13 protein-coding genes are annotated in these 15,075 nt (G+C 63.8%); 9 read left to right on the plus strand and 4 right to left on the minus strand.

Annotated features, from left to right (window positions below):
• Nucleotides 1–2 precede the first annotated feature (2 nt).
• Nucleotides 3–1,004 carry an N-acetyltransferase DgcN gene (dgcN, locus tag AC6I9R_RS01845; protein ID WP_461426803.1) on the minus strand — a complete coding sequence of 334 codons (1,002 nt, stop codon included), beginning with the start codon at nt 1,002–1,004 and terminating at the stop codon, nt 3–5.
• 145 nt (nt 1,005–1,149) lie between these two features.
• Nucleotides 1,150–1,500, minus strand: a complete 351-nt coding sequence (locus AC6I9R_RS01850; protein ID WP_461426802.1) for a hypothetical protein — start codon at nt 1,498–1,500, stop codon at nt 1,150–1,152.
• Nucleotides 1,501–1,790: 290 nt separating this feature from the next.
• On the opposite strand from AC6I9R_RS01850, the gene AC6I9R_RS01855 reads away from it, so the two are divergent.
• From AC6I9R_RS01855 to cbiB, 3 genes are read left to right on the plus strand one after another with little or no spacing between them, the layout of a single operon-like run.
• On the plus strand, nt 1,791–2,768 hold the full coding sequence (locus tag AC6I9R_RS01855) for a glutathione S-transferase family protein (RefSeq protein WP_461426801.1): 978 nt from the start codon (nt 1,791–1,793) through the stop codon (nt 2,766–2,768).
• Nucleotides 2,769–2,813: 45 nt separating this feature from the next.
• Nucleotides 2,814–3,791: a threonine-phosphate decarboxylase gene (locus AC6I9R_RS01860; protein ID WP_461426800.1), complete on the plus strand. Its 978-nt coding sequence runs from the start codon at nt 2,814–2,816 to the stop codon at nt 3,789–3,791.
• The gene (gene cbiB / locus AC6I9R_RS01865; RefSeq protein WP_461426799.1) at nt 3,788–4,705 is read left to right on the plus strand and encodes an adenosylcobinamide-phosphate synthase CbiB; all 918 of its coding nucleotides are present in this window, start codon (nt 3,788–3,790) and stop codon (nt 4,703–4,705) included. Before AC6I9R_RS01860 ends, cbiB begins: the two co-directional genes overlap by 4 nt.
• A gap of 25 nt (nt 4,706–4,730) precedes the next feature.
• Here cbiB and AC6I9R_RS01870 read toward each other — a convergent pair whose 3' ends face one another.
• Complete coding sequence (locus AC6I9R_RS01870; RefSeq protein ID WP_461426797.1) at nt 4,731–5,606, minus strand: LysR family transcriptional regulator; 876 nt, start codon at nt 5,604–5,606, stop codon at nt 4,731–4,733.
• 110 nt (nt 5,607–5,716) lie between these two features.
• On the opposite strand from AC6I9R_RS01870, the gene AC6I9R_RS01875 reads away from it, so the two are divergent.
• The 6 genes from AC6I9R_RS01875 (at nt 5,717) to AC6I9R_RS01900 (ending at nt 10,986) form a co-directional block, all read left to right on the plus strand.
• Nucleotides 5,717–6,013, plus strand: a complete 297-nt coding sequence (locus tag AC6I9R_RS01875) for a DUF1330 domain-containing protein (RefSeq protein ID WP_461426796.1) — start codon at nt 5,717–5,719, stop codon at nt 6,011–6,013.
• Nucleotides 6,010–6,348, plus strand: a complete 339-nt coding sequence (locus AC6I9R_RS01880) for a MoaF-related domain-containing protein (protein ID WP_461426795.1) — start codon at nt 6,010–6,012, stop codon at nt 6,346–6,348. The genes AC6I9R_RS01875 and AC6I9R_RS01880 overlap by 4 nt, the downstream gene beginning before the upstream one ends.
• Before the next feature lie 949 nt (nt 6,349–7,297).
• A complete protein-coding gene (locus AC6I9R_RS01885) occupies nt 7,298–8,473 on the plus strand; it encodes a lytic murein transglycosylase (protein ID WP_461426794.1) in 1,176 nt (391 codons plus the stop codon).
• Nucleotides 8,474–8,539: 66 nt separating this feature from the next.
• Entirely contained in the window at nt 8,540–9,388 is an 849-nt protein-coding gene (locus tag AC6I9R_RS01890) for a ParB/RepB/Spo0J family partition protein (protein WP_461426793.1), read from the plus strand.
• Nucleotides 9,389–9,956: 568 nt separating this feature from the next.
• On the plus strand, nt 9,957–10,442 hold the full coding sequence (locus AC6I9R_RS01895; protein WP_461426792.1) for a hypothetical protein: 486 nt from the start codon (nt 9,957–9,959) through the stop codon (nt 10,440–10,442).
• Nucleotides 10,432–10,986: a hypothetical protein gene (locus AC6I9R_RS01900; RefSeq protein WP_461426791.1), complete on the plus strand. Its 555-nt coding sequence runs from the start codon at nt 10,432–10,434 to the stop codon at nt 10,984–10,986. Before AC6I9R_RS01895 ends, AC6I9R_RS01900 begins: the two co-directional genes overlap by 11 nt.
• A gap of 467 nt (nt 10,987–11,453) precedes the next feature.
• Here the strand turns inward: AC6I9R_RS01900 and smc are convergent, their stop codons facing one another.
• Nucleotides 11,454–14,909 (minus strand): chromosome segregation protein SMC, encoded by a 3,456-nt coding sequence (gene smc / locus AC6I9R_RS01905; RefSeq protein ID WP_461426790.1) that lies wholly within the window; start codon nt 14,907–14,909, stop codon nt 11,454–11,456.
• Nucleotides 14,910–15,075 lie beyond the last annotated feature (166 nt).

A 15,075-nucleotide genomic window follows, 5' to 3' on the forward strand; every position in this document is an offset into this window, starting at 1 on the left:
GGTCAGATCGCCTCCAACGCGTCGCAGAGGCGCCCCGCGCCCTGGCGGAATGGATCCGCCGTGGGCAGGCCCATGCGCTTCTCGATATCGGCGAGGCATTGCAGCGCCTCGTCCTCCCCCAGGGCGGCGGTGTTGACGGAGATGCCGACAACCTCAGCCTTCGGGTTCGCCACGCGGGCCAGCGGCAGCGCGGTGTCGCGCAGCGCTTCCAGCGTCGGCAGGGAATAGGACGGCAAGCCGCGCATGTGTTTGCGCGTCGGCTCATGGCTCAGGATCAGCGCATCGGGTTGACCGCCGTGGACCAGCGCCATGGTGACGCCCGAGTAAGACACGTGGAACAGCGACCCCTGCCCCTCGATCATGTCCCAATGATCGTCGTCATTGTCGGGCGTCAGATACTCCACCGCTCCGGCCATGAAATCGGCGATCACGGCGTCCAAAGGCACGCCGTCGCCGGTGATCAGGATGCCGGTCTGCCCTGTCGCCCGGAACGAAGACTTCAGCCCGCGCGCCTTCATCTCGCTGTCCATCGCCAGCGCCGTATACATCTTGCCGGCCGAGCAATCGGTGCCCACCGCAAGGCAGCGCTTGCCGGACCGTTTGATGCCATTGGCAATGGGGTAGTCGACCGACGGGATGCGCACATCGTGCAGGGTGCGGCCATACTCATGGGCGACGGCGACAAGATCCGGCTCATCGCTCAGCAGGTTGTGCAGGCCGGACGCGATGTCGAACCCCTCCGACAGCGCCTCGATCAACACGCGCTTCCACGCGCTGGAGATCACGCCGCCCCGGTTCGCCACACCCACCACCAGCGTCTTCGCGCCCGAGGCTTTGGCGGCGGCCAGGTCCATATCGGCGACCTTCACGTCGGCATTGCAGCCGTCCATGCGGAACTGGCCGATGACATTCTCGGGACGCCAGTCGCGGATGCCCTGGGCGACCTTTGCGGCCAGTTGGTCGGGCGCGTCGCCCAGAAACAGAAGATACGGTGTTTCGATCATCGGATGGCCCTTCCCCGGTGTGCTTCGTCACGGCAAATTAGCCGTGTTCCGGCGCACGTACTGCGAAAAATCGGGTGATCTTACGGCCAGACGCGGGAGATCATCGCGCCAGGGGCGGGTCCTGACGCAAAATCTCGCAAGTAGCCTAAGCTTTGGACAGCAATCCTGCGGGGCGGGTGTCGGATTGAACGAAGTCCACCGGCGCGGTGCGCGCCGTTGCCGTGTTGCGCTTGAAGTCATAGCGCATCAGGTCGCCGTCCTCTGCCGAGGCCACGATCAATGCCTGGTAAAGGTGCTGCGCGCCCTCGTAGATGTCGATCAAGCCGCGCAGGCGCGGGGCCTTGTCCCGCTCCAACGCGAAGCCGTCTCCGGACATTTCCAGGATTGCGAAGGCCTCATCGCCCACATGAACGGTGCGGGTCGCCCGCTTGCGTTTCACATGGCGGTGGGCCGCAGCCAATTGGTCACGGATCTCTTTGGGCAGGTATTCAGACATCGGATCCTCCGACAGGGTGGGGTCGCACGCCGGGAAAGGTGGCGGGTTTTCGTGTCAGGTCAATGACATAACGCGGGCAAAATCCGGCCGCGCCCACCACCATGGCGTCCCATGCTTAACAAACCCCTTACCCGCTTGGCCCCGCGTCAATTGCTGCACTGCAGAGATCTTTTATATGATCTTGGAAAAATATTTCCTGTGCGCAGATGCGGAGCCGCCCGTGCGCGCCCTGACCTATACGCCCGGCCCCCCGCCGCCTACTTCCGACTCAGCACATGAAGGAGATGACGATGGGCCTCTTGGTTGACGGAACATGGCAAGACACCTGGTATGACACCAAGAAGACCGGCGGCGCGTTCAAGCGCCAGGAGGCGCAGTTTCGCAACTGGATCACCGCAGACGGCAGCGCAGGGCCCACGGGAGATGCGGGCTTCAAGGCCGAAAGCGGGCGCTACCACCTCTATGTCTCTCACGCCTGTCCCTGGGCCAACCGCACGCTGATCTTCCGCGCCCTGAAGGGGCTGGAGGATCACATCGACATCTCCGTCGTCCACCCCGACATGCTGTCTGACGGCTGGACTTTCGCCACGGATCACGACGGTGCCACCGGTGATACGCTCTATGGTCTGCCCTTCGCGCGCGACCTTTACACCCGCGCGCAGCCCGATGTGACGACCCGCGTCACGGTGCCGATCCTCTGGGACAAGCAGCGCGAAACCATCGTGTCCAACGAATCGGCCGAGATCATTCGCATGTTCAACAGCGCCTTCAACGACATCACGGGCAACGTCGATGATTACTACCCCGAAGCCCTGCGCCCCCAAATCGACGCGATCAACGCTCGCGTCTATTCCGAGGTCAACAACGGCGTCTACAAATCCGGCTTTGCCACCACACAGGACGCCTATGATACCGCCGTCCATACGCTCTTTGACGCGCTCGACTGGCTCGAAGGGCTCCTGTCGGAGAACCGCTATCTTGCCGGTGACACGATTTCCGAGGCCGACTGGCGCCTGTTCACGACGCTGGTGCGATTCGATCTGGTCTATCACCTGCACTTCAAGTGCAACCGGGCGCGGATCGTGGATTACCCCAACCTCTGGGCCTTCACGCGGGAGCTTTACCAATGGCCCGGCGTAGCGGAGCAGGTGAATTTCGACCATATCGTGCGCCACTACCACTACAGCCACGAAAGCATTAACCCGCACCGGATCGTGCCGATAAATCCGCAGATCGACTGGACCGCGCCCCATGGTCGCTCCCTTTGAGGTAGCGGATTGCGGGCGGCGCGGTTTCTTGTATCAAAAGGTCCCATGACCGCGCTGTTTTCCAAACGTGACCACGGAGGTGGTATCGACGCCGCCGCCGCCGAATATGGCGGCGATCAGACGGCGTGGCTGGATCTGTCCACCGGTATCAACCCCGTCGCCTACCCGGTGGGCGAGATCGCGCCAGAGGTCTGGAGCCGCCTGCCGGGCGACGCCGCCATGGCGCGCCTTCTGGACGCCGCCCGCATGTTCTGGTCCGTGCCCGAGGGCGTCGAAATCATCGCCGCTGCCGGGGCCTCGCCCCTGATTGCGCGAATGCCGGATCTGGCCGCGCTCGCGGGCGCCTATATCCCGGTGCCCACCTATAACGAGCATGCCGCCGCCTTCGCCGCCCGCGGTCGGCTTGGGGACGCGCTGAACCCCAACAACCCGGTCCATGTCTACGTGCATCCCAACAACCCCGATGGGCGGCTCTGGCCCGGCTCCGCCATCGGCGGGCGGCCTCTGACCGTGATCGACGAAAGCTTCTGCGATACGGTGCCCGAGAAAAGCCACATCGCCCGCGCGGCAGAGCCCGGCGTGATCGTGCTGAAAAGCTTCGGCAAGTTCTGGGGTCTTGCGGGCGTCCGGCTTGGGTTTGCCATGGCCCTGCCCGAAACCTTTGCGCCCACCGGCGGCAAGGGCAACCTGCCCGAGCTGATGGGCCCCTGGTCCGTCTCCGGCCCGGCGCTGGAGATCGGGGCGCAGGCCCTGTCAGACCACGACTGGGCCAGCGATACCCGCGCCCGCCTGGGCCGCGACGCCGCGCGGCTTGATGACCTGATGCTGAGCGCCGGGGCCGAGATCGTCGGCGGCACGACCCTCTTTCGCACCTACTCCCTGCGCGAAGGCGCGGCGCATTGGCAAAACCGATTGGCCGAACACCACATCTGGTCGCGGATCTTCCCCTATTCCAGCAACTGGATGCGCCTGGGCCTTCCCGGCACGGAAGAGGACTGGGCCCGGCTGGAGGCCGCCCTGTGACGGCCACCGCGCCGCTCTTGCTGGCGGCGTTGATCCTCGATGCCCTGGTGGGCGAGCCGCGCTGGCTCTGGTCCCGCGTCCTCCACCCAATCGTCCTGATGGGCCGCCTCATCGACCTTTGCGACGCGCGCTTCAACAATCACACCCGCCTCGCCGGATCGCTGGTGATGGCGGGCCTCGCCGTCGGCGTCCTGGCCCTCGGCGGGCTCATCGCGAGCCTTCCCCTCGGTTGGCTCTGGCAAATCCTCATCGCCGCCATCTTGCTCGCCCAACGCTCTCTCGTGGATCACGTCGCGGCCGTCGCCACCGCCCTCCGCCGCTCCCTCTCCGATGGCAAGCGCGCCGTCGCCATGATCGTCGGCCGCGACACCGCCCCCCTCGACGAGGCCGCCGTCGCCCGCGCCGCCATCGAATCCGCGGCCGAGAACCTGTCAGACGGCGTCATCGCCCCCGCCTTCTGGTTCCTCGTCGCCGGCCTCCCCGGCCTCCTGCTCTACAAAATCACCAACACCGCCGACAGCATGATCGGCCACCGCACCCCCCGACACGCGGCCTTCGGCTGGGCCGCCGCCCGCTTTGATGACGCCCTCAACTACATCCCCGCCCGCCTCACCGCCCTCCTCATCTCCCTGGCCTCCGGCCAAGCCGCCCCTCTGCGCTGCGCTTATCGCAGCGGCCCCTTGCATCGGTCCGTCAACGCAGGCTGGCCGGAGGCCGCGATGGCCGCGTCGCTCGGCCTCGCCCTATCCGGGCCCTGCACCTACGGGGGCGAGATGACAACGGACCCCGTCCTGAACGACGGCGGAGAGCGGAACGCCGGGCCAGGAGACATCTCGGCAGCCACAGGCGTGCTCTGGCGGGTGTGGGGCGTGATGCTGGTGGGGGTGGTGCTGCTAACGCTGGTGAGCCTGTGATCCTCATCCACACCGGACACCTCCCTCACGACATCTCCGCGCGAAGCGCCTGCAGGAAGTTCTGCACCCGCACCGACGGCGGGCGATTGCTTGGCCGCACGATTTTCGCGAACCGCACGTAGCTCTCGTACTCCTCCAACGCAGGCACCAAGTCGCCGCTCTGTACTGCCTTGCCACAGACGAACTCAGGCTCCAACGCCATGCCAAGCCCGGCCTTGGCCGCCTCAATCAGATAAGCGCCGCTGTTGGACACATACCGTGTGGTCAGCGGCACCTTGGTCAGCTTGCCCGCCCGGTTCCGGAACGCCCAGATCTTCGTGCCGGCACCCGTGCGATAGGCCAAAGCTGGCAGCCCGATCAGATCCTTGGGCGACTTGGGCAGGCCGTGGGCCTCCCAAAACGCGGGGCTGGCGCACAGCACATAGCGCACCTTGAACAACGGCTCTTCATCCAAGCCCGGCCTCTCAACGCCATCGATACGAATTGCCAGATCGTAGTGTGCGTCGACCAGATCGATGGGGCGATCACTCACGTCAATCTCGAAATGCACGCCCGGATTGGCCTCGGCGAACCTGTTCATCACCGGGGCGATGGTGTCGGTCCCCAAGGCCTGCGGCACCGCGATGCGGATCAGGCCGGAGGCGTGTTGAAGATCCCCGGCGATCGCGGCATCGGCCTCATTCAAGTCGGCAACGACCCGCAGGCACTTGTCGTAGTACGCCTGGCCGTAATGGGTCAGCGTGGTGCCCTGTTGCGTGCGGTAGGTCAGCGCCACCCCAAGGCGCGCTTCCAGATCGTGGATGCGTCGGTTGATCGCTGACACGGCGATATTCATCTGTCGCGCGGCGGCCAGCTGCGATCCCGCGTCCACAACGGCGATAAACGCCTCAATCTCGGCCAAACGGTTAATGTCTAATTCCTGGAAAACGACTTTCTGTTTTCATCATCTATGGCGCAAAATTCGAAAGCAATAGGGTAACGGCCAACGACCACAAACCCTATGAGGATCCGATGACCGCCTATTGCCTGTTCCAAAATCTCGATATCACCGACAGGGAGAAGATGCAGACCTACGCCACGACGGTAGAGCCCATCACCCACGCCTTCGGTGGCCAATACGTGACCAAAGCAGGCGCGGTCGATGTGAAGGAGGGGGACTGGGCGCCGACCTATCCCGTCATCATCAAGTTCCCCTCGATGGAGGCCGCGCGCACCTGGTACGATTCGGACGCATACGCGCCTCTCAAAGCCCTGCGAACCTCCGCAGGCCGCTTCAGCGCCGTCTTCATCGAAGGCAACACGGAATGAGCGGCGGCAGCACGGCGGTAGATGTGACCCATGAGGATCTTGTCGGCGCGAGCTTCCAGTTCCTCTACTCGGATGAGACCTACCGCATCGATATCCTGTCCGAGGCGCGCCTGCGCTGGACCCGGGTGGCCGGGGACAATGTCGGTCAGAGTGATGAGGAGGCCTACGTTTTTGATACGCTCAGCCCAGAGATCATTCTGGTGACCTGGATTGAGGCCGACGGTCTGGGTCTGTCAAACGCCCTGAACGTGGTGGACGGCACGTTGATCACCCACGCCAACCATGGACGGGAGGTGTTCCAAAACATGGGGCGGCACAGCTTCAAGGTGGGTTAGGCACCAAGACAACGCATGTCGCGCTGCGTCAGATCTAAGGGTCGTCCCGCCGACGCGCCTCGCCCCAACACCCATCCCCCTTCCCGCGCCGTGGCGATGATCGATAGCGGCGTTGGTGTCATCTGCCCGGTGCCGAATGCCTTCAGGCTGCCCAACCCCAAGCGGAAGGACCACCCTTGGAAGCACTGGCCCGACGCATAAGGCGCGGTGGCCTGGCCTCCGCGCCCTCCCTACGCCTAACATCCGCCGCGCACGTCGCCTCTCCTTCTGCCCATAAAAATTCTGCGCGCTTTCACATGGTACGCCCGCTTTGCCAACCGGCAGACCAACCGTTTCGTGGGGCTGCCCAGACGCCCCACATTTGCCGACGCGACGCTCGCCCTGGTCTTCCTCTATGTCGTCGCTCCCGCCTTGGCCGGTTGATCCGTATTCACCCTGCGCCAGGCTTTGCGCATTCCAACGCAGGCTTGGGGGAAAGGCTTCCCAAGCACCTTTTCCTCGGAAACAGAAAGCTTCTACATCAACCGCGCAATGACCTTTGCGCTGAGCGCCATGGTTCTTTCGGGGCTCTACTCTCTCCCCGGCATTCTCTGCTCGATGCGCGATGCCTTCCGCCCCCCTAAACCGCAAAACCCCGCGCCACCCCTGGAAGGCCTGGCCCAACAGCTAACCGGGCACCAACCCACACCGCTCCCCCACGTGCCACGCCGCCCATCAGCCACCCCGCTCCCTCCTTCATCTTGCCAAATACAACTCACCTCCCACGCTCAACCAACCGCATCGCCCCCCGAAGGTCGGGCACCCCACCAGGCCCACGCCAGCCGCAACGTCGCGATTGTCGCGCTCCCACTGCTGCGCTTCCAGGCACCTTGTCTATTTGGGCGGTTGCGGCACGCGCGCCATCGGGTAATCTCCCCTCAAAATGCTTCTCCAACAGGGTTTTCTCTCCATGCGCCGTTTCCTCGTTCCGTTTCTGTTGTCCCTCACCCTCGGCACCGCCGCCCAAGCGCAGCAATGTGGCGGGAACTTCAATGAATTCGTCCAGGGTCTCCGCGCCGAAGCGGCGGAGCGGGGCCATAGTGCCGAGACCATCGACGCCTTTTTCCGCCACGCCAACTTTGACCAGCGCACCCTGAACGCCGACCGCGCCCAGGGCTTCTTCCAGCGCCCCTTCACCGATTTCGCCCGCCGTCTGATCAGCCAGGGCCGCATGGATAACGGCCGCCGTAATGCCGAGCGCCAGGCCGCCACCTTCGACGAGATCGAGCGGCGTTTCGGCGTCTCGCGCGGGATCCTGCTGTCGTTCTGGGCGTTCGAGACCGACTACGGCGCCTTCCAGGGCGACTACAACACCCTCGACAGCCTCGTCACCCTCGCCCACGATTGCCGCCGGCCCGAACTCTTCCGGCCCGAGGTTTTCGGTGCCCTCACCCTGTTCGAGAACGGCGACTTCGACCCGGTCAACACACAGGGCGCCTGGGCCGGTGAGATCGGCATGGTCCAGATGCTCCCCGAAGATATCGTCGCCCACGGCATTGACGGCGATGGCGACGGCCACGTGTATCTGCAAACCTCCGCCCCCGATGCCCTGATGTCCGGCGCCAACATCCTCTCGTCCCTCGGCTGGCGCCCGAATGAGCCCTGGCTCGTCGAAATCACCCTCCCCGCCGACCTTGACTGGTACCAGACCGGCATCCACACCTCCCGCACCGTGGCCGAGTGGGAGGCCGACGGCGTGCAAGGCCGCGCCGGCCCCCTGCCGATGCGCAACGCCCAGGCCTCCGTCGTGATCCCCCAGGGCCGCAACGGCCCCGCCTTCCTGGCCTACCCGAACTTCAACGTCCTGTTCGAGTGGAACCAGTCTTTCACCTACGTGCTGACCGCCGCCTATTTCGCCACCCGCCTCGAAGGCGCCCCGGTGTTTGATGCCCGCAACCCGGACCAGGGCCTCGACGGCAACGCCATGCGCACCCTGCAGCAACGCCTCCAGGCGCTCGGCCATGACGTGGGCGAGATCGACGGCATCCTCGGCGCCGGCACCCGTGCCGCCGTGCGTGAGGAACAGCGCCGCCTCGGCCAACCCGCCGACGCCTGGCCCACCTGGACGCTGCTTAACGCTCTGTAAACCACCAACCGCGCGCTGCTTCCGGGTAGCGCGCAACACCCCCCTTCGCGGCCCTATACTGCCGCCATGACCCAGATCCACCACATCCCCCTCTCCGACATCGACGCCGATGCCCTCCCCCGCGACCGCATCTCCCTGGCCCCCTCCGCCCTGTCGGAACTGCAAACCTCCATCGCGTCCCTCGGCCTCACCCACCCGATCGAGGTCTGGGCCAAGCACGATCCCGTCCCCGACGCGCCCCGCCATGGCCTGATCTCCGGCCTGCGCCGCCTCACCGCCACGCGTGCCCTGGGCCACACCACCATTCCCGCCTTCATCCGCGACCCCTCCGACATCGCCGAGGCCATGACCCGTATGGTCGCCGAGAATGAGATCCGCGCCGCCATTTCCCCGTGGGAGAAGGGCCGCCTTGTCACCGAAGCGGTGGCCGAGGGCCTCTTCCCCACGCTAGACGCCGCCACCGACAGCCTCTACCGCACCCTCGACCGCCACCGCCGCGCCCGCATCCGCGCCATGGCCGAGGTCGTGTCCGAGATCGGCGACCACCTGCTGACCGCGCCCGAGACCCTCAGCCAGAACCAGATCACCCGCATCGCCTTCGCGCTCCGCGCCGACCTCGGCCCCCTCATCACGACGGCCCTTCGCACCTCCAAACAAAAATCCCCCGACGCCCAATGGAAAACCCTCCTGCCGATTTTATTAGAGGCCGAGGAAGCCGCCCGCACCCCGGACACCGCCCTCTACCGCCCAGGTCGCCCCCGCCGCACAGCCCAAGTGCGGTCGAAGCTACACATCCGCCGCGAGAGAACCCCCGACGGCTGGTCGCTGCGGTTCACAGGCCCAGAGGCAACCGGCCCGCTGATGGAGGACATCATGGACTACGTCGAAGACACCTTCGGCAACCGCCAACGGTAGGGCGCACATTCATTGTGCACCTGCTGCGCCCCGGCTCCCCGCCAGTTAACGCACCCGGGCAGAATCAAGCGCGCCAGCGCGCTGCCCATCGCCGCACCGCGGCCCGCCGATGGGCTTCACGAGAAAATTGGTAGGGAAAGCTAAAAGAGCGGTGGAAAACATGTTCGGCAACAGCCAACGCAAATTGCCCCGTAGGGTGGGTGAAACCCACCACCCGCAGACCGGGCCTCGGCCCGGATATGAGCCGCCCCAATCAACGCACCCGGGCAGAATCAAGCGCGCCAGCGCGCTGCCCATCGCCGGGCCGCCCCCCGGCACGGCGATTTGGTTGGTCTTGGTGCGTCATTCGTTCTGTGGGACGTGCTTGGCCACCATAAAGCGCCTTGGAACGACCGTCGGATCGCCGCACCGCGGCCCGCCGATGGACGGTACTAACCATGTAAGGCAATGGGAGCGCAGCAATCCTCTCATTGTCTACTGGTGGTTACAATGAAGCGCCACTGCACAACATATTGTTGACTTCACTAGAATTAGGTGATTTACCTTATGGCGTAAGGGAGATCGCCTAATGAGCTTTGCAAGAACCTACGAAAACTTTGAAGGAAGCACTGTTCGGAGGAGTGCTATGGGTGAAGAACATTTACCCGGTGCTGAACAGTGGCGCGATGTTCAAAACCCAAACCTTACGGCGTTGGGGAATACTACCCGTCCGAGACGGGCGGCTCTAAAGATGTCGATGGCACAAATGGCGAGAGAAATGCAGGTCTCACCTGCAACCTTGAGTGAGTTTGAAACAAAGAACGAAAACTTTCCAATCGCATGGCTTCCTGAGATTGGGCGGATTCTCAATTTCCAACCCGAGACTCTGGCTGATCTCAAAGCTAAACGTCAAATTTCTGATCTGGCTAAGAAGGATAAGTCACTTTTATCGGACAGATTTTTGAAGGCTTATCTAAGGAACCGAGAGCTAATCTCAGAAGACGGCAAGCAACGTTTGCTGGAAACACTTACTTTGATTTCTCGTCAGGAAAAGGGGGAGGCTGATGAAACCTGAAATTAGTGTAGTCTCAAATCGAGAACGCGCCCTTGTCCTCTATCAAATTTCCGATTGGATGCGGAGTCATAGCCTAGCAGCGGATGGCAGGCTTTGCTGCTCTACGTTTCTGGAGTTCGTTATGCCAGAAAAGCTCAAACGTTTTACATTTCATGTTTCGGATGTCGTGAGACGCAAGGGGTCGCGAGAAATACTTAGAGGACTGACAGAGTTTACTCCCGATCCTAAGGTTACGATATCGACGAAAGTGTACTTGGACGCGTTGGATGGTGAGCCATCGTGTATCGGAACTGTATATCACGAATGCTTACATGCCATAGAGCACCATTTGCCTGCGGCTCAAGGTCGCCTTTCAAAGGCCGAAACGAAAGTCTTGGAGGCCGAAGCAGACTTCGTTGCAGCTGCTGTCATGTTCCCATTGTCGGCAATCACCAACCGAACAACGGCGCTTTCTCTAAGAGCAGATCACTACGACGATCCATATTTGGCAGAAGTCGCACTAAGACATGCTAATGCCGTCTACCCGAATACTTGGCGCCGCTGACAGTGAGCTTGTAGCATGTATGAACATTTCGAAGACATCATAGCCTTGACTGCCGACGCAGAAATTTCCTTCGGGTTTATCAAAGGAAATGGATTAGGCGCGGTTTTACTAGCATTGGTTGTCGTCGTCTTCTTGATCAAGAATAAAGTTGGTTCAAGCGACATAGTGAGTATTATCAGAGCTGTACGCCCTTCTAAGGGGGCGAGGCCGCAGCGCTCCAAGGACTCAAGCTCTCCTTAGGCTATATTCGCCGCGTCAAAAGCTCTATCGTACTTGCTTTCTTGGCAGCTTATGTTCTTTAGCTCACTGCGTGTCCCTTCGCTGCGGTCAATCGGAACACTGGCAATCGATGAGGGCACTTTAAAGCCCACTAACCCGCCCCAAATTCACCCGCTCAAACCTTAACAAATCCAAAGACAAAACAAAAACAACCCCTTAACCCCCTGCTCAAGCTTGAGCACCCCAGATCAAGCCACCAGAGTCTCCGCCGCTTTCAGGTCCACCGAGACGAGCTGAGACACCCCCTGCTCCCCCATCGTGACCCCGAAAAGTCGGTCCATCCGAGCCATCGTGACCGCGTGGTGGGTGATCGTCAGGAACCGGGTGTTCGTCATGCGGGTCATCTCATCGAGCATGTCACAGAAGCGGGTCACGTTGGCGTCGTCCAGCGGCGCGTCGACCTCGTCCAGCACACAGATCGGCGCCGGGTTCGCCAGGAACACCCCGAAGATCAGCGCCAGCGCCGTCAGGGTCTGCTCGCCGCCCGACAGCAGTGAGAGGGTCGAGAGTTTCTTGCCCGGAGGCTGGCACAGGATCTCCAGCCCCGCCTCCAGCGGATCGTCGGATTCCACCAACACCAGCCGCGCCTCCCCGCCGCCGAAGAGGTGGGTGAAGAGGCGGGCGAAGTTCTCGTTCACCTCGTCGAATGCCTTCAAAAGCCGCTCGCGCCCCTCCTTGTTCAGCGCGTTGATCCCGGTCCGCAGCTTGGCAATCGCCTCCTCCAGATCGGTCTTCTCCGTCGCCAGCGTGTCGTGTTCCTCCTGCACCTCGCGGCTGTCCTCCTCGGCGCGCAGGTTCACCGCACCCAGGGCGTCGCGCTGGCGGCGCAGGCGCAGGACGTCCTGCTCGATCCGGTCGGCGGAGGGCATGGGATCGGGCAGATCGCCGAGGGTTTCCAGAAGCGCTTCCGGCGTCAGTTCCATCTCCTCGGCGATGCGGTCCGCGGCGGCCTGCACGGCCTCCATCGCGGCATCGCGCCGGGCCTCGGAGGCGGCGCGGACCTCGCGCGCCTCCGACGCGGCGCGCTCAGTGTCCCGCTCTGCGCCACTGGCGGCGCGCAGGTTCATTTCCCCGACCGAGAGCGCGTCGGCAGCGGTCGCTTTGCGGGCCTCGGCCGACGCGATCTGCACGGCAAGCCGCTCGCGCCGGCGTGCCACTTCGGCGGGTTTCTGACGGGCGTCGGTGAGGGCAACCTCTGCCTCACCCCGGCGCTTTTCCAGCTCGGCCAGACGGGACGCGGCGTTGGTCAAACGGTTCTGCCAATTGGTGATTTCGGTGCCGATCTTACTGATACGAGAGACGCGATCCTCGCCATCGCGCTTCACCTCATCGAAGGCGGCGCGTTTGGCGAGCATGGTCATCCGCGCGGCCTCGACCGTCGTTTTCACGTCTTCCAGACGGCCCCGCACGGCATCCAGATCATCCAATTCGGCAAGCGCGTCCTGGGCGCGGGTCAGCTCGGCGCGGGCGGTGTCGGCTTCTTCCGCGTGGCGAGAGGCGGTCAGGCGCAGGGTCTCCAACTTGCCATCGAGGACGCTTTGGTCCGCCTCGGCGCGGGCGGCGGCACGGCTGGCCTGGCTGAGCTGCGTTTCCGCGTCGCGACGCGCGGCACGGGCGGATTTATCGGCCTCTGTCAATTGGTTAAGGCGATCTGCGAGAGCCTCATGGACGGCCTTGGCGGCGTCGGCCTTACTCCGCGCGCGCAGGCGTTCCTCTTCCAGCTCGGTCAGGCGGTTCGCCTGTTCCAGCCGTCGAGCGGCGGTCGACACGGCGTCGGCGACGGCCACGGCGAACCCGTCCCAGCGCCAGAGGTCGCCCTGTTTGCTGACGAGACGTTGGCCGGGCTGCAAGGCGGGCTGTAACCGAGGTCCATCGGTGGCGTCGATGATGCCGATTTGGGACAGACGGCGCGCGAGGACACTGGGCGCTGTCGCGACCTCGGCGGCGGGTTGCGCGCCTTGCGGAAGGGGGGTGGAGGCGTCGTAGCCGGGAAGATCTGTCCAGCCGGTCGCGCCCGCCGCATCGGCGCGGGCGGCCTTGAGGTCATCGGACATCGCAGCGCCAATTGCGGCCTCGAAACCGGGAGAAACCTTAATTTCGTCAAGTACTTGGGCGCCGTCGCCGCGATCGCGTTCCAACACGCGGGCCAATGCCGTGACCTCTGCGTCCAGCGTGCCGGCACGGCCTTCAGCCTCGGACCGGGCAGAGCGTGCCTCGGTTTCCTTGGACTGAGCCTCGGCCCGCGCGGCTTCGGTTTCGAGTAGCGTTTCCTCGGCGCGGGCGGCGAGACTTGCGGCGCTGGCCAAAGCCTCCTCGGCGCCCTCGGCTTCGCGCTTGAGGGTTTGCAGGCGGTCGGCGGCATCACTGGCTGCATTCTCGGCTGCTGTCGCGTCGGCCGTGTTGCGGGTGACGGCTTTTTCGGCCTCTCCCATGCGGCGTTCGATGGCCTGATACCTGGCCGCCAGCGCGGCAGATTGTTCTGTAAGATCAGAGAGTTCCGCCTCTTGCCCCGCCAAAACGGAGCGCGCGTCCGTCACCGCATCGCGGGCATTGCCCAAGCGCGCGTCCTGGCCCTGTTGTGCCGTCTGCAGCTCTGCCCTTTCCGCTTGCAGGCGCGCGACGGTGTCGCCCGCGTCGGCGTTCAAAGCCTCTTCCCGGTCGTGGTCCTTGTCGATCTGGGCGATGCGGTTGGTGAGCGTTTCAACAGCGGCGGCGGCGCGGTCGGCCTCGGCCTGCAGGCTATCGCGTTCGACCAGTAAACGTTGGAGAACGGCAGCCGCGACGGTGTCTTCTTCGCGCAAAGGCGGCAGCGCTTCTTCGGCGGCTTCGCGGGCCTTCACGGCCTCCATCGCGGCGGCCTCGGACTGGGCGGCGGCAGTGAGACCGGCGCGCAGCGCCTCTTCCGCGCGGAGGCGGGCGGCGTCTGCATCGCGCCAGCGGGTGAACAGCAAAAGGCCTTCCGCGAGGCGCAGCTCGGACCCGATCTCGCGGTAGCGGGCGGCTTGTTTTGCCTGTCTTGCCAGGGTGTTAAGCTGGCTGGCCAGTTGATCGAGCACGTCGTCAACCCGGGCCAGATTGGCCTCTGCGCCCTTCAATTTCAGCTCGGCCTCGTGGCGGCGTTGGTAGAGGCCCGAGATGCCAGCGGCCTCTTCCAGCACGCGGCGGCGGGCCTTGGGTTTGGCGTTGATCAGCTCGGAGATCTGTCCCTGACGCACCAGCGCGGGGCTGTGCGCGCCGGTGGAGGCGTCGGCAAACAGCATCGAGACATCGCGGGCACGGACGTCTTTTCCGTTTAGTTTATAAGCACTTCCGGCATCGCGGGTGATGCGGCGGACGATGTCGATCTGGTCTTCTTCGTTGAACCCGGCGGGGGCGAGGCGGTCGGTGTTGTCGATCTGAAGCGAAACCTCGGCGAAGTTGCGGGCGTTGCGCGTGGCGGCGCCGCCGAAGATGACGTCTTCCATGCCCGCGCCGCGCATCGCGGTGGGGCGGTTTTCGCCCATCACCCAGCGTAACGCCTCAAGAAGATTGGATTTTCCGCAACCATTGGGGCCCACGACCCCGGTCAACCCATCGGCGATCACGAGGTCCGTGGGGTCGACGAAGGACTTGAATCCATTGAGTCTGAGCTTTGTGAAACGCACCTGTACTGCCTCTTTCCGATGGCGATTCTTCTGACGGGCAGTCTACGCGGAGGGCGGCCCCATGAGTCAACGCACATGGGGCGTATATCGTAGGGATCGGCGGGTTATCCCCAATATATGTGGCTTCTTGCCAAACCTATGTTTGGGGCAGCGCGAGGGCACAAGT

Source organism: Gymnodinialimonas sp., from assembly GCF_059726805.1.

Coding starts and splice junctions, on each gene's coding strand:
- dgcN (WP_461426803.1), bottom strand. CDS start 1,004: ATGATCGAAACACCGTATCTTCTGTTTCTGGGCGACGCGCCCGACCAA.
- AC6I9R_RS01860 (WP_461426800.1), top strand. CDS start 2,814: ATGACCGCGCTGTTTTCCAAACGTGACCACGGAGGTGGTATCGACGCC.
- AC6I9R_RS01900 (WP_461426791.1), top strand. CDS start 10,432: ATGAAACCTGAAATTAGTGTAGTCTCAAATCGAGAACGCGCCCTTGTC.
- AC6I9R_RS01880 (WP_461426795.1), top strand. CDS start 6,010: ATGAGCGGCGGCAGCACGGCGGTAGATGTGACCCATGAGGATCTTGTC.
- AC6I9R_RS01855 (WP_461426801.1), top strand. CDS start 1,791: ATGGGCCTCTTGGTTGACGGAACATGGCAAGACACCTGGTATGACACC.
- AC6I9R_RS01895 (WP_461426792.1), top strand. CDS start 9,957: ATGAGCTTTGCAAGAACCTACGAAAACTTTGAAGGAAGCACTGTTCGG.
- AC6I9R_RS01875 (WP_461426796.1), top strand. CDS start 5,717: ATGACCGCCTATTGCCTGTTCCAAAATCTCGATATCACCGACAGGGAG.
- AC6I9R_RS01885 (WP_461426794.1), top strand. CDS start 7,298: ATGCGCCGTTTCCTCGTTCCGTTTCTGTTGTCCCTCACCCTCGGCACC.
- AC6I9R_RS01850 (WP_461426802.1), bottom strand. CDS start 1,500: ATGTCTGAATACCTGCCCAAAGAGATCCGTGACCAATTGGCTGCGGCC.
- AC6I9R_RS01890 (WP_461426793.1), top strand. CDS start 8,540: ATGACCCAGATCCACCACATCCCCCTCTCCGACATCGACGCCGATGCC.